General features: G+C 44.4%; 10 protein-coding genes. 8 read left to right on the forward strand and 2 right to left on the reverse strand.

The window, feature by feature from the left end; genetic code table 11:
* Nucleotides 1-10: 10 nt before the first annotated feature.
* Entirely contained in the window at nt 11-916 is a 906-nt protein-coding gene (locus JWQ54_RS08355) for a thioredoxin family protein (protein WP_299582959.1), read from the reverse strand.
* A gap of 681 nt (nt 917-1,597) precedes the next feature.
* Nucleotides 1,598-2,161: an elongation factor P gene (gene efp / locus JWQ54_RS08360; RefSeq protein ID WP_299582962.1), complete on the reverse strand. Its 564-nt coding sequence runs from the start codon at nt 2,159-2,161 to the stop codon at nt 1,598-1,600.
* Nucleotides 2,162-2,506: 345 nt separating this feature from the next.
* On the opposite strand from efp, the gene JWQ54_RS08365 reads away from it, so the two are divergent.
* The 8 genes from JWQ54_RS08365 (at nt 2,507) to JWQ54_RS08400 (ending at nt 14,054) form a co-directional block, all read left to right on the forward strand.
* The gene (locus JWQ54_RS08365; protein WP_299582965.1) at nt 2,507-3,349 is read left to right on the forward strand and encodes a chromate resistance protein ChrB domain-containing protein; all 843 of its coding nucleotides are present in this window, start codon (nt 2,507-2,509) and stop codon (nt 3,347-3,349) included.
* An 89-nt stretch (nt 3,350-3,438) separates the two neighbouring features.
* Nucleotides 3,439-4,836, forward strand: a complete 1,398-nt coding sequence (locus JWQ54_RS08370) for a TolC family protein (protein ID WP_299582968.1) — start codon at nt 3,439-3,441, stop codon at nt 4,834-4,836.
* Nucleotides 4,833-7,997 (forward strand): efflux RND transporter permease subunit, encoded by a 3,165-nt coding sequence (locus JWQ54_RS08375; RefSeq protein WP_299582971.1) that lies wholly within the window; start codon nt 4,833-4,835, stop codon nt 7,995-7,997. Before JWQ54_RS08370 ends, JWQ54_RS08375 begins: the two co-directional genes overlap by 4 nt.
* A complete protein-coding gene (locus JWQ54_RS08380; protein WP_299582974.1) occupies nt 7,994-9,079 on the forward strand; it encodes an efflux RND transporter periplasmic adaptor subunit in 1,086 nt (361 codons plus the stop codon). Before JWQ54_RS08375 ends, JWQ54_RS08380 begins: the two co-directional genes overlap by 4 nt.
* Nucleotides 9,080-9,185: 106 nt before the next feature.
* Complete coding sequence (locus tag JWQ54_RS08385) at nt 9,186-10,172, forward strand: DUF1259 domain-containing protein (protein ID WP_299582977.1); 987 nt, start codon at nt 9,186-9,188, stop codon at nt 10,170-10,172.
* Entirely contained in the window at nt 10,172-12,322 is a 2,151-nt protein-coding gene (locus JWQ54_RS08390) for a DUF5916 domain-containing protein (RefSeq protein WP_299582980.1), read from the forward strand. The genes JWQ54_RS08385 and JWQ54_RS08390 overlap by 1 nt, the downstream gene beginning before the upstream one ends.
* A gap of 116 nt (nt 12,323-12,438) precedes the next feature.
* Nucleotides 12,439-12,888 carry a chromate resistance protein ChrB domain-containing protein gene (locus tag JWQ54_RS08395; RefSeq protein ID WP_299582983.1) on the forward strand — a complete coding sequence of 150 codons (450 nt, stop codon included), beginning with the start codon at nt 12,439-12,441 and terminating at the stop codon, nt 12,886-12,888.
* Complete coding sequence (locus JWQ54_RS08400; protein WP_299582986.1) at nt 12,873-14,054, forward strand: chromate transporter; 1,182 nt, start codon at nt 12,873-12,875, stop codon at nt 14,052-14,054. Before JWQ54_RS08395 ends, JWQ54_RS08400 begins: the two co-directional genes overlap by 16 nt.
* The last annotated feature ends 150 nt before the right edge of the window (nt 14,055-14,204 follow it).

Consider the following 14,204-nt stretch of genomic DNA (forward strand, 5'->3'; position numbering starts at 1 on the left):
TTTGCCCATCTTAATACTCATTATGCCGGCGCCACCAAAAACCTGTCTCATTGCGTCCCAGGGGCGCGCGGTCAAGCCATTGGTACGCGCTCCAAAGGCCATCCAATCCACGCGAATAGGTAGAATAGGTATGATAAACCTCACCGTCTTCAAGTACAAAAGCACTCAAGCCGGGTCGCTCACGGGTAAACGTTGCGAGGTCGGTTCCGGCCATGCTTGCAACCTGTGCCACAGGGCCCTGGTCATTTTCAGTTTTCCACTCCTGCACTACTTGTCCCGCAAGCGGCTCACCTGTTCCGGTCTCATGCCTGTAATTGTATTCGATACCGCCGCTGCGCTGCTGCTCCTCAGTGAACCAAACATTGAAGTCGAAGTTGAAATCGCTACCGAACGAAGACGCCCAGGGAAACGTCCAGCCCATTCGCTGCTTATATTCCTGCAGTTTAGCAAGCGGTGCGCGCGATACTGCGGCAAGCATCACATCATGATTCGCCAAATGAACAGCTATTCCATTGAAGCCGTCGGCGATTGCCGAGCAGGCCGGACATCCCGCTTTGTAATCAGGCCCGAACATAAAGTGATATATCAGGAGTTGTAAGCGACCTTCAAAGAGATCTGCCAGCGGGACACTTCCCTTTTCGGTTTCAAATTGATACGCTTTGTCTACCTTAACCCAGGGCATTTCCGTCCGGTGGCGCGCCACCTCGTCACTACGCCTGGTTAATTCTTTCTCCTCCTCAAGCAGCTTCAGCCGTGCTTCCAGCCACTCTTCTCTTGTTCCGACCCTGTGTCTTTTTTCGTTTTCCATATCATTCTTATTTATTATAGATGCGTTACCTGAACTTATTTTACTTGAAGTTACTTTTGGTTCTCTTTCAATGCCATAATAAATACACAAACAGAGTGCCGTTATCATTGTTTGATCGCAAGCGGATTGACGTCCGGCCATAATCAAGTTTATTTATATTAATATTTGGGCAATATGAACTTTGTTGTTTAATATGCGTAAGGTCTTTTAACTTTAAGTCTTGAATCAGAGCAGGTGAACAGGTGCAGGAATAATTTTCGAACTAATGATTTGCTCATGATAAGTTCGGTTAGTTTGAATTACTAAAGGTACAGGGACCCATTCAATACAACAATAGCTATAAATAGCTATTTAACAATTAGTTAAAATAATTCCCCCTGAATGTCATTAAATGCTGAGATGTTCTTACAGGTTTAAATGGAGTATCAAACGCTTGTTTAAACTATGCTTTCTGATTTGACTCGGCAGAGCCTCTCTATTCCTTGTTATATCATTCCGGCACGATCTATTGCACCGGGAACGCGTCCGGAGTAACAGAACATCCGTATGCGATAGATTGCAAAACGCATTCCGTCAAATGGATTTTGTTATGTCCACGCCTGGCAACGTAAATGTGAGCAGTCCGATAATCACCAATCAAACGGTTTATACTACCCGTGGCAACGCTATGATATGCCGTTGATGTGGCACAGGAACCAAAAAATGGGGGCTGATACCCAGCGGGCATTATGCCGGCCAAGCTACTGATGGAACAAATATTTATGTTAGTTCCCGGAAATCAATTAATATTTATGATTTCACGCGCTCAAGATATTCTCCGGTGCGTGTGTCTACTTTTACCTTATCGCCCTGGTTTACAAAAAGTGGTACTTTTATTTCTACCCCATTCTCTGTTGTTGCATATTTCAAAGCTCCGGAAGAAGTGTCGCCTTTAACAGCCGGCTCGGCATAAGTAATTTCTAATTCTACGCTGTTAGGTGCCTGCGCCATAATAGGTTCTTCACTTTCAAATGAAACTATAACGTTCATTCCTTCCTTTAGGAATTTTACAGACGGGCCGAATAGTGATTTTGGAATATTGAACTGATCAAAAGTGGTGTTATCCATGATTACCATGAAATCACCTTCTTCGTACAGATATTGGAAATCGTTAGTTTCTACCCGGCAAATTTCAACCTGTTCGTCAGTAGCTAAACGGGCCTCTACAATTTTTCCGGTTTTAATATTGCGAAATTTATCTAAATAGAATGCCCCTCCTTTGCCTGGTGTACGATGTAGAACTTCTGTAACGGTTACCAGTTCGCCGTTATAACGTAATATATTTCCTACTTTAATTTCAGATGCCTTTGCCATGAAAATACCTTTGTAAATTTTGAATCCAAAGATATAATAAGTTATGGTAAACAGTAGTTTTAAAAAATTTAACAGAATTAGCTCGTGTGTATTTTATTGCCGGGGGGATTCATCCTCTGTCTTCAACAGTTATCTTTTGGCCGCCCTTCCATGGTAACTAAAAAAAATGAATTTCCCGCTTGTTAAACTAGTGCAGACTGAAAAATGAATTTGAATTTGTTAATGAACTCCTCGGTTAAGCCGCCATTTTATGGCTCCATCCAAAATTGTTACAGATTTCAGCCCTAACATAGTCCGGTTACCTGCTAATAAATACCGCATTAGATTTTTAACTTTGAAATGCTTATGAAATGGATTACCCGTGAACACCCCAAGATAGACCGCATTGCCTGCCCCTGGCTGATCAAACGCTTTATTGACCCGGATGCCGAAATTATCTATGTACCGGTTGACCTGGTGATCAATAAAGCCGCCGAATTAAATGCTGTTCCATTTGATCTGCCAGGCGTTGAATACACGCATTATGACGACCAATGTACGTTCGATTATTTTATCAGGAAACACCACCTTAAAGATGTGGCATTGGATAGGATAGCCGCAATTGTTCGCGGTGCCGATACAGATCGCCATGATTTTGCGCCACAGGCAGCTGGTTTATCTGCCATTTTTATGGGACTGTCTAAAAATATCCCGGATGACCATGAATTGCTGGAATTGGGTATGTGGATTTACGACGGATTATATACCTGGGCCAAATATTTATACAAACAGAAACATACCAAAGAGGCCCCGGTCGAACAAATGTTGCTGGAGGTTTACAATAAATATCTAAAACAGAGCAGCGCCAAAAGGACGCCTGAATGGACCAAAGAGCTCAAGGAAATGATCCAGGACCAGATTGACACCAATATGCATCTGAGTTTGCAACAGGTATCGCAGGATCTGGAGATCAATCCTTCCTATCTTTCGCGTGAATTTTCCAAATACTTCGAGAACCTGTCTTTTGGCGACTATATCCGTAAGCTTCGTATCGAAAAGGCCACCAGCCTGCTGGAAACAACTGCTTATCCATTAACAGAAATCGCGTACCTGACCGGTTTTTCGGATCAAAGTCATTTTAACCGGATCTTTAAAAAACAGACCGGAATAACGGCCTCGGAATACCGCAAAAACCTGCTGAAAAAGTAAAATCTATTCTATTAGTAAAATCCGTTCTATTTTACGCTTTTAAACTTTTATAGCATTGTGCTTACATAAAAAGCACTGGATATCCAGCTATGAAATACACTATTTTTGGTGCCTTCAGAAAGATCAGCCTGATTGGTGGTTTATTCATTTGTTTATTTTTCCCTGATCGTGTTCTTGCACAGCAAGGAAAAATCTATCTTGATTCACTTTTAAAAACTGCTGAGTCAAATTACCCGCTGATCAAAGCCAAAAGGCTAAATACGCAGGCATTGCAATATGCGGTAAAGTATAAACAGAATGGGCTGATCCCTTCGCTCAATGCATCCTACCAGGTTGACTATGCCACTGCGAATAATATCACCGGTATGATCTACCCGCAGTACATTACACCGATCAGCGGGCCGCCCAGCAAGAGCAATGACTATAGCGGGGTGCCCGGCAGTGCCGCGGCACTCAATCTGCTATGGGAACCTATTACTTTCGGCCAGCGAAATTCAGAGGTCGAATTAGCTAAAGGAAGATTGCAATATGGCAAGGCAGATGAAGAACTAACCCTGTTTCAACAACAAGTCTATGTGGCCAACGCCTGGTTAAACTATACGTTGATTAATGATCTGATCAAGGTTTACCAGTCGGATATCGACCGGTCGGCGTTTAACCTTAAACAGGCACAAAGCTTAGTCACCAGCGGATTAAGGCCCGGAACGGATTCTTCATCCTTTAGCTCAGAATATACCAGGGCGAAGATACAGATGATCGCTTTTGAAAGGCAAAGAGACTCCACGCTTATTGTACTCAAAGAACTCGTTGGCGGCAAGCTTCCGGCAGGTTTGGCGGTAGATTCCTCGCTTTTCAAGAATCTTCCCGCACTGACTTTAGCGGATACCTCCCTGAAGGATCATCCCGAGGTGCAGTTAGGAAAGGCGAATGTGGCCGCTAATGAATTAGCCTTAAAATCCTTAAAGAAAAGCATTATGCCCCGGTTAACGTTTTGGAGCACCGGTTACGGCAGGGGTTCAGGTATTGGCGCAGATGGTTCCGTTAACTCCAGTGATGGCTGGCACTTTGAGCGGTATAACTACGGCGTTGGAGCCCAGGTATCTTTTCCGATCCTTGAAGTGTTCCGTCAAAAGCCTTTATGGAAACAGCAGGAACTCGTAACCGCGGCAAGCCGGGAACAGTTATCGCTGACCGAGTTACATTTGAATGCTCAAAAAGAAATCGCGGAATCAACTTTTCAAAAGGCTTTGCAGTCGGCAAAACTCGCACCGCAGCAGTTTAAGTCAGCTTTGTATTCCTATAATGCCATCGAGTCGCGGTATAAGTCAGGCCTGATCAATTATTATGATGTGATTCAATCTCAGCAACTGGTGTTCCGGTCCGAAGCTGATGTCAGGATCGCTTATTACAACGCCTGGAAATCTTTGTTAAATAAAGCCGCTTATTACGGAAATCTGGACCTGTTTTTAAATCAATACGGCAAATGAACATTATTCAATTTATATACGCCTCTTTAAGAAAGCCGGTCACCATTGTTGTTGCTGTGATCGCTATCGTCTTTTTTGCTGTTGTTTCCATCAAAACAATGCCGATAGATATATTTCCAAAGTTAGGTACACCCACCATTTATGTGGCGCAAACTTATGGCGGATTATCTGCTGAACAGATCGAAGGTTTTGTCACTTCCTATTATGAATATCACTTCCTGTTTGTTTCCGGTGTCAAGTCGGTAGAAAGTAAAACCATCCAGGGTGTTACACTTCTTAAAATCAATTTTTATGAGGGCACTGACATGGGGCAGGCGACCGCCGAAGTGGTCGCCATGGTGAACCGGGCAAGGGCTTTTATGCCGCCTGGAACGGTTTCGCCTTTCGTTACCCGTTTTGATGGCGGAAGTATTGCTGTTGGCCAGCTGGTTTTCAGCAGCCCGACACGATCTTTAGCTGAAGTGTCTGATTTGGCGTTATTTAAGGTAAGGCCTATGTTCTCTACGCTTCCGGGTGTTTCTGCACCACCACCATTTGGCGGCAACCAGCGGTCCGTCCTGATCAAAGCTGATCCTAACAAAATGCGGAGTTACGGAATTAGTCCCGACGAACTGGTAACTGCCATTGCTAAAGGAAATACGATCATACCAGCGGGTAATTTACGGGTGGGCGACCAGATGCTGATCGCACCCCAAAATACGGTAGTAGATAATATCCAGGATCTGGGGAATATCCAGTTAAAAACCGGCAGCGGGCCTGCAATTTATGTACACGACCTGGCGCAAATTGACAATGGCGGTGATGTGACCTCTGGTTATGCTTTGATCAATGGCAAGCGATCTGTCTATATTCCGGTAACTAAAAGGGCCGATGCTTCTACCTGGGATGTGGTACAAAGGGTAAAAGCCGCCTTGCCAGATATGCAGGCTGCTATTCCCGCTGATATTAAAGTGAGCTATGAATTTGACCAGTCTGGTTATGTGCTCAATTCACTGAAAAGCTTAACGACTGAAGGTGTTTTAGGCGCTTTGCTGACCGGGCTGATGGTATTATTATTCCTGCGCGACTGGCGTGGCTCCCTTATCGTTGTTCTGACCATCCCATTAGCCTTACTTTCTGCAGTCATCTGTCTGAAATTGTTCGGGCAAACGATCAACATCATGACACTGGGCGGTCTTGCGCTGGCAATTGGTATCCTGGTAGACGAGGCCACCGTAACGATAGAAAATATCCACCACCACCAGGAAAAAGGAGAGCAGAAAGGCCGGGCGATACTGGAGGCCTGTAAGGAAATTGCCTTGCCGAAACTATTGATCCTGCTTTGTATCCTGGCCGTGTTTTTCCCGGCTTTCTTTATGTCGGGAATTCCAAAAGCGATGTTTTTGCCACTTTCCTTATCGGTTGGTTTTGCCATGATCGCTTCCTTTTTGTTATCACAGTCTTTTGTGCCGGTAATCGCGAACTGGCTTTTTAAGGACCACCTGGCAGCAAACGCCAAAGAAGGCAGGCGGATGACCCGCTTTAAAGAACGGCATGAGCGGCTGATCCACCGTCTTTCACCGATCAGGAATGTTTTCATTCCTGTTTATCTTGTTTTATCTATTGTTTTAGCGGGGCTCTTGTTTTTTACCATAGGTAAAGAACTATTTCCAAAAGTCGATGCCGGGCAGTTCCAGGTCAGGTTACGGCTGCCTGAAGGCAGCCGGATCGAGCGCACGGAAGCAAAAACCAAACAGTTATTGCACCTGGTCGACAGCCTTTCCGGTGGTAATAAAATCGCTATATCATCCGCCTACGTAGGCTTGCTGCCATCCAGTTACCCGGTTAGTGCGATCCATTTGTGGACGAGCGGGCCCGAGGAATCAGTCATGAAGGTGAAATTTATCAAGGGTGCCGGGGTACACCTGGATGATTTTAAAGAAGCGATCCGCAAAGCTGCCCTTAAAGAAATGCCGGGTGTGCACCTTTCTTTTGAACCGGCAGACTTGGTGGACCAGGTGATGAGCCAGGGTACAGGCACACCCATACAGATACAGGTATTAGGTAAAAACCTGCAGCAGGACAGGATGTTTGGCAAAAAAATCGTTGAACGCCTCAAAGCCCTGCCTTATCTCCGCGATGTGACTTATGGCGCACCGCAGGGTTATCCTGCAATGAAGATCGAGTTCGACCGGGTTAAGCTTGGTCAGCTGGGATTAACCGTTGAGGAGGCCGGTAAATCTTTGGCTGCCGCTACTTCGTCCAGCCGCTTTACGCAGCCGAATTACTGGGTGGATAAATCCGCGGGAACTGCCTACCAGGTACAGGTGCAGGTACCGGAGTTTGTCATGAATGATCCCGGTCAGGTGGATAATATACTCCTGGGTTCCAATGGTGGTAAACAGGTTTACATGCGCGACGTGGCGACCTGGAAAATGGGTAACGTGGAGGGCGAATATGACCGTTTAAACCAGAAACGGTTTATCACCATTACAGCAAATTTAGAGGGTAAAGCGCTGGGTGCAGCCATCAATGATATTGACAAGATCATTGCCGGGACGGGCAAGTTGCCGGAAGGCCTGAAGATACAGCAGCAAGGTCAGGCCGAAGTGTTTGGTCAAACCTTCCAGGAATTACAGCAGGGTATCTTACTGGCCATTGTCGTGATCTTCCTGATGCTGGCGGTGAACTTTCAGTCATTCAGGCTGTCTTTGGTCGTCATATCCATTATTCCCGGAATTGTAGCGGGCAGTTTCCTGCTGCTTTGGATTTGCGGAAAAACGCTGAACATACAATCTTATATGGGCTGTATCATGGCGATTGGCGTGGCGGTTGCAAATGCGATCCTGTTTGTGACACAGGCAGAAAAATACCGAAGGAGAAAAATCAAAGAGCCTTATTTAATTGGTATCAAAGACCGGATCAGGCCCATCATCATGACCAGTTTCGCAATGATCGCAGGTATGATCCCAATGGCTTTAGGTCTGGGTGAAGGCGGGGACCAAACCTCTCCGTTGGGTACAGCTGTAATTGGCGGGCTCCTTTTTTCAATGTTTTCCAGTTTAGTTTTATTACCATTAATCTATCAATCGGCTATCGGAAACCGCCCGGTACCGGTTATTTCTTTAGACCCGGATGATCCGCAAAGCAAGTACCATAATCTAACCGAAAATCAATCATGAAAGCTATAAAGTATATATTCTTAGTTCCTGTTTTCCTGCTGTCAGCCTGCGGCGGGAACCAGGAAGAAAAGGCTGCCCCCCAAGGCGTGCCGGAAAAACCTGTGGTCAAACTGCTCACACTTAAACTGGAACCGGTTTCCAATAAACTCAGCTTAACGGGGGAAATCATTCCCTTTGACCGCGCCAATATTTATGCACGCACACCCGGATATGTCAGGGAAGTAAAAGTTGATATTGGTTCAAAGGTAAAAAAAGGACAAATATTGTGCATTCTTGATGCTCCCGAATTAAATGCAACACAGGCGCAAAGCCAAAGCAACAGTATGGGCGCAAAAGCAAAATACGAAACAGGCAGGACCACTTATTTAAGGTTGTTAAAGGCAGCCCAAACACCGGGAGCAGTATCTGATAACGAGTTGGATATTGCCCGGAACCAGATGAAAACGGACAGTGCGGTTTACCAGGCTTCCCGTTCAGCAACACAGGCTACTAAAGCTATTGAAGACTATTTGATAATCCGTTCACCGTTTAATGGTGTGGTTACTGCGAGAAATGTATTTAAAGGCGATTTTGTAGATAATACCGGGAAAACCATGCTATTCAGCATAGAGGATAACTCATCCTTAAGAGTAGATGTAGCGGTGCCGGAAGCTTTTAACTCCGCTAAATTAAAGGATAACGAGGCGTCCTTCACGGTTTCCGCCAATCCGGGACAAGTATTTAAGGCGAAACTGGCGAGAAAATCGGACGCCATTGATCCTCAAACCCGAAGTGAAATTTGGGAGTTTACATTCCCGAATACCAGTGGACAACTCAAGCCGGGCATGTTTGCCCAGATTATATTGCCCGTTATTCGTCCCAAAGACGGCTTCATGGTTCCTTTCAAAGCCGTCGTCACCACACAGGAACGCAAATTTGTGATCAGGGTGGAGAACGGCAAAACAAAATGGGTGGATGTGAAGACCGGTTTTACCAATAAAGATAAGACGGAGATTGCAGGAGACTTAAAAGCCGGGGACCAGGTAGTGGCCCAGGCCAATGAAGAATTAAAAGAAGGCACACTGGTACAAGTAAAACCATGAAGATACCTTATTAGAACAAAACACCTGTTTAATTTGGAACTATCTTAATATCTGTCAATTAACTCATAAATTTGTTTGCCATTATAACATACATCAATCTTTAAATATGAAAACAGAAAAATTCACCCGCAGGCAGGCTTTACAGGCAACTGCGGTATTAGGAACCACCTTATTGTTGCCGGTACAGAAACTACAGGCAACATCTTTATTTGCCGGCAAAACTCCGGCGCTCACATCTGAAGAGATTACAGCCATAGAAACGGCTATAGGTAAAAAAGGCAGTTACAAAGAAGCAGAAGCTACGCATACTACGCCTTTGCCCCGCAATGACCTGAAAGTTAAACTTAAGGGAGAACCCATCCCAATCCCATTTGGCTTTGGTGGCTGGGTTTCTTTTAAAAAATCTGTTGACGGAAAATCAGCCATGGTAATGGGTGATACGGTATTGCTGCAGGAAGAAGTTAACCCCTTAATATCAGCGGCACAGGCAAATGGCCTGGAGATTGGCGCTATCCATAACCACTTTTTTTATGAAGAACCCCGGATTTTTTATGTGCATGTCCATGGCATGGGTACGATTGCCGAGCTTGCTAAAAGATATGCCGATACGATCCGTGACAGTAAAGTCTTTCCGGCAAATCAACCAACTCCGGGTACGCCCTCAGCAATTACGGGTAAAGAAAATTTTGATATTCCGGCCCTTGATGCCATCGTTAAATATACCGGCAGTGTAAATGGCCCGACCTATAAATATACCATCGGGCGCAGCGACCTTAAGGTAATGATGATGGGGGTTGAAATGACCACCAATATCGGGTTGAATACCTGGGCCTCTTTTGCAGGGAAGCAGGATAATGCCCAGATAGCCGGTGATATTGCCATGTTGCCCGGTGAAGTTAATAATGTGATTAAAACGCTGCGTCAGCATAACATTGAAGTGGTTGCAGTGCACAGCCATATGCTGAATGATGACCCGCATATCATCTTCCTGCACTATTTAGGCAAAGGTCCGGCACTGGACCTCGCCAAGGGATTCAGGGCCGCATTGGATGAATTGGGTAAAAAGAGTTCAGGAGGTGGGATGAAAATGTAGTGAAAATTCTATACCCGATAATAGCAGGGCTTATTTGGCCAATTTGTTTATTTGGACAGATAAATTCGTCCAATACTATAAAAGCGACCTATTCGGGTGAAAAGATCAAACTTGACGGGAAATTGGATGAGCCTGTATGGACACAGGCAATTCCAATTTCCAATTTTATACAAAGAGATCCTGATTTTGGTAAACCTGGAACTGAGAAAACACAGGTGGCGGTCGTCTATACTTCCACAGCCTTATACATCGGTATATGGTGCTACCAGGTACATCACAAAATTATTGCAAAATCCCTGCAGCGGGATTTCGATTTTACGGGCGAGGATAACTTTAAAATTGTGATCAGCCCCTTTAACGACGGCAGAACAGGCTATGAGTTTGTGATCAATCCGAACGGAGCGAGAGCTGATCTGTTAATAGCGGCAAATGATGATACCAATTCTGACTGGAACGGTGTTTGGGATGCCGCTACTATCGTAAATAGTGATGGGTGGTTTGCAGAAGTTGAAATTCCTTACAATACGCTGAAGTTCAAAAACGCGCCTAAACAAATATGGGCCGTCAATTTTGAACGTGATATCAGCGCGAACAATGAGCAGGACAGGTGGCAAAACTGGTCGCGGAATAACAGCCTGGAAAATTTTTCGCTTGCCGGAACCCTGTCCGGTTTACAAAATATTACTTACTCGCAACGATTTGAGTTTAAGCCCTATGTACTTGCAGGCTGGGATTTCAAAAAAGACACTACACCATACACCCTGGTAAAAAAGATCGGCGCTGACCTGAATTATAATATTACACCATCCCTCAAACTTAACTTAACGGTCAATACCGATTTTGCACAGGTAGGCGCGGATATTATACAAGTCAATCTGACCCGTTTCAATTTGTATTATCCTGAAAAAAGGGACTTTTTCCTGGAGGGAGCAGGTAATTTTGAATTTAACCTTGGCAATAATAACAGTGCTTTTTACTCACGGAAAATAGGCCTGGAAAACTTTGCACCGGTAGACATTCTTGGAGGGCTTCGGCTATTTGGACAGGCGGGTCAAAGTAACATCGGTTTTCTCTCCCTGCAAACGGCCGCTACCGATACCATTCCCACTGTAAATAATACCGTGCTGCGGTACAAATACAATATTGGCGAGCAGTCCTATATCGGAGGTATTGTAACATCAAAAATAAGCAGCAGGAGTAATAACCTGATCGCGGGCGTCGACGGTCATTATTTAACCTCGCATTTCCTAAAAAATAAAAACCTGGAAGTTGCAGCTACCTTCGCGGAAAACATTGATAATGGCAAGTTTAAAGCTAACTCCCTTGCTTACCGCATATTTGTGGATTATCCGAATGACCTGATCGATCACTTCATCGCTATATCTTCATTACCGCAGAACTTTAACCCGCAATTAGGCTTTTTGACCCGGGATAATTACAATGCCCTGAACTGGCACCTGGTTGTTGAGCCCAGGTGGTTTAATCAATACGGGATCAGGAAAATAGAATTTATGCCCTGGAATTTTGCATTGTTCCACACGCAAAGCACAGGTGAGCTTGAATCTTTTAATAATGAAACGCGCCCCTTTGGCCTGCTTTTTAAAACCGGGGATGAATTTCAGTTCAATACTTACCAATCCTACGACCGGATCGACGTGCCCTTTACCCTAACTAATAAAATTGAAATTCAAATTGGTAAATACCACATGCATAATTACGAGTTCCAGTTCAATACTTTCACCGGCAGAAGGATTTACGGACAGGTACTGTATAATTGGGGAACACTCTATAATGGTGACATTCAAACGTTGACTTTAGTGTTGGGCGTTAATGTTAACAAACACCTGAGTTTTAAGGAGCAGTATAATTTGAACCCCATTCAACACAATGGAGTTGATGATCAAATCCGGCAATGGGTATCCACCATTCGTTATGCCTTCACCAATAAAATTGATATTGCTTTGCTTACGCAATACGACTCCCAAGAAGACCAGTTTCTTTCAAACTTTAACCTGCACTGGATACCCAAGATCGGATCGGATTTTTATTTGGTTTGGAACAATGGCTATGACCAGTTAACAAGAGCAGATTATTTGAAACCAACGATCAGCAATGGTGTGCTCAAATTTGTCTGGAGGGTTACTTTTTAATAATCCCGTCAAATCCATACTAAAAAGTAAAATTGGTTCTAACAGTAAAATCTGTTCTATTTCCGGGATTGAAATACAGGTATTATTGTATAGATGGTACAAAATTTAAGGACACTATGAAATGGATAACAAGGGAACGGCCAAAGATTGACCGCATTGCCTGCCCCTGGCTAATCAAAAATTTTGTTGACGTAGATGCAGAATTTATTTTCGTGCCTAAAGAAGTAGTTTTTGAACAGGCGCAAGCATTAAATGCAATACCTTATGATATTCCCGGAGCTGAATATACTCATGAGGGTGAGCGATGCACGTTTGACTATATTATCAAAAAGCATGGTTTGACCGATCCGGCCCTATTACAGATTGCGGAGATCGTAAGGGGTGCTGATACAGCCCGTTTTGACCTGGCACCGCAGGCAGCCGGGCTTTGGGCCATTTCGGCAGGACTTTCTTATAACTTTAAAAACGACCAGGAACAGTTAGCCTTCGGAATGAAAGTTTACGACGCTTTATACAGTTGGGCAAAATATGTTCAGGAGGAAAAACATACATGGCAGAACAACTGATCAAACCAAAACCAGCCTATTCCCTGCTTGATCTGACCAAATACTATCTCAAGCTGGGCACCTGGGGCTTCGGCGGTCCGGTGGCTTTGGTGGGTTATATGCACCGCGACCTGGTAGAAAATAAAGGCTGGTTAACCGAAGAAGAATATAAAGAGGGCCTGGCATTAGCGCAACTGGCACCAGGGCCATTAGCTGCGCAATTAGGTATTTACATCGGCTTTGTTCATTATGGCTTGATTGGCGCGACGCTCACAGGGTTGGCTTTTGTGTTGCCGTCTTTTATTATGGTTGTTCTGTTAGGTATGGCTTACCAGTTGTACGGCGGCTTAGCCTGGATGCAGGCGGTGTTTTATGGCGTGGGTGCTGCAGTTATCGGTATTATTGCCATGAGTGCCTATAAGCTGACAGCAAAAACCATCAGCAAGTTTGAACCGGCTGCTATCAAATCCAAATGGTTATTGTGGCTGTTCTATATTACTGGAATTGTAATAACCGTCATTACCGAAAGGGAAGAAATACTATTGTTCCTCGCTTGTGGTATACTTTATATGCTCATCAAAGCTCCTCCAAAATGGCTTAAAAGACCTGCTATTGCGCCCGCGGGTATTTTATTAAGTATCGGTTTCTGGAATTATAATGGAAAAACTTTGCAGGAGATCGGCTGGTTCTTTCTGAAGGCAGGAGCCTTTGTATTTGGTAGCGGCCTGGCTATCGTTCCTTTCCTTCACGGAGGTGTGGTTAAAGAATTTGGCTGGCTGAATGAACACCAGTTTGTAGACGCGGTGGCCGTGGCCATGATTACTCCGGGGCCGGTAGTCATTACAGTAGGTTTTATCGGTTATTTGGTAGCAGGGTTTCCCGGTGCCTGCGTGGCTGCCCTGGCTACATTCCTGCCTTGTTATTTGTTTACGGTAGCGTTGGCGCCATCCTTTAAGAAGATCGCAAAAAATGCAAGTATCAAGGCATTCGTGGAGGGAATCACTTCTTCCGTTATTGGAGCGTTAGTGGGTTCTGTGATTATTATTGGGTTACGTTCGATTATTGATCTTCCTACCGCGTTAATTGCGATAGTTACTGTTTTGGCCTTGCTGTATGTAAAGAAAATACAGGAGCCTTATATCATCGGTATGGCAGCCATCATTGGCTTATTGATCAAAGCCTTATAAAGCACTTCGTCAAATTTTATAACGTCAGGTCGGTATTTAGTAGAGAATAAACGATTCTCAAAAACGACAATGTGAGGCAGCCTAATCTAAAATTAAAAATGATGGCAAATTTAATTTTGGCCCATTAATCAAAATAATTCGAAGATCATT

Origin of the sequence: Mucilaginibacter sp. (assembly GCF_028288225.1) — a bacterium.
In the GTDB taxonomy this organism is placed as follows: domain Bacteria; phylum Bacteroidota; class Bacteroidia; order Sphingobacteriales; family Sphingobacteriaceae; genus Mucilaginibacter.

Coding starts and splice junctions, on each gene's coding strand:
- JWQ54_RS08365 (WP_299582965.1), top strand. CDS start 2,507: ATGAAATGGATTACCCGTGAACACCCCAAGATAGACCGCATTGCCTGC.
- JWQ54_RS08375 (WP_299582971.1), top strand. CDS start 4,833: ATGAACATTATTCAATTTATATACGCCTCTTTAAGAAAGCCGGTCACC.
- JWQ54_RS08370 (WP_299582968.1), top strand. CDS start 3,439: ATGAAATACACTATTTTTGGTGCCTTCAGAAAGATCAGCCTGATTGGT.
- JWQ54_RS08400 (WP_299582986.1), top strand. CDS start 12,873: ATGGCAGAACAACTGATCAAACCAAAACCAGCCTATTCCCTGCTTGAT.
- JWQ54_RS08355 (WP_299582959.1), bottom strand. CDS start 916: ATGATAACGGCACTCTGTTTGTGTATTTATTATGGCATTGAAAGAGAA.
- JWQ54_RS08385 (WP_299582977.1), top strand. CDS start 9,186: ATGAAAACAGAAAAATTCACCCGCAGGCAGGCTTTACAGGCAACTGCG.
- JWQ54_RS08395 (WP_299582983.1), top strand. CDS start 12,439: ATGAAATGGATAACAAGGGAACGGCCAAAGATTGACCGCATTGCCTGC.
- JWQ54_RS08380 (WP_299582974.1), top strand. CDS start 7,994: ATGAAAGCTATAAAGTATATATTCTTAGTTCCTGTTTTCCTGCTGTCA.
- efp (WP_299582962.1), bottom strand. CDS start 2,161: ATGGCAAAGGCATCTGAAATTAAAGTAGGAAATATATTACGTTATAAC.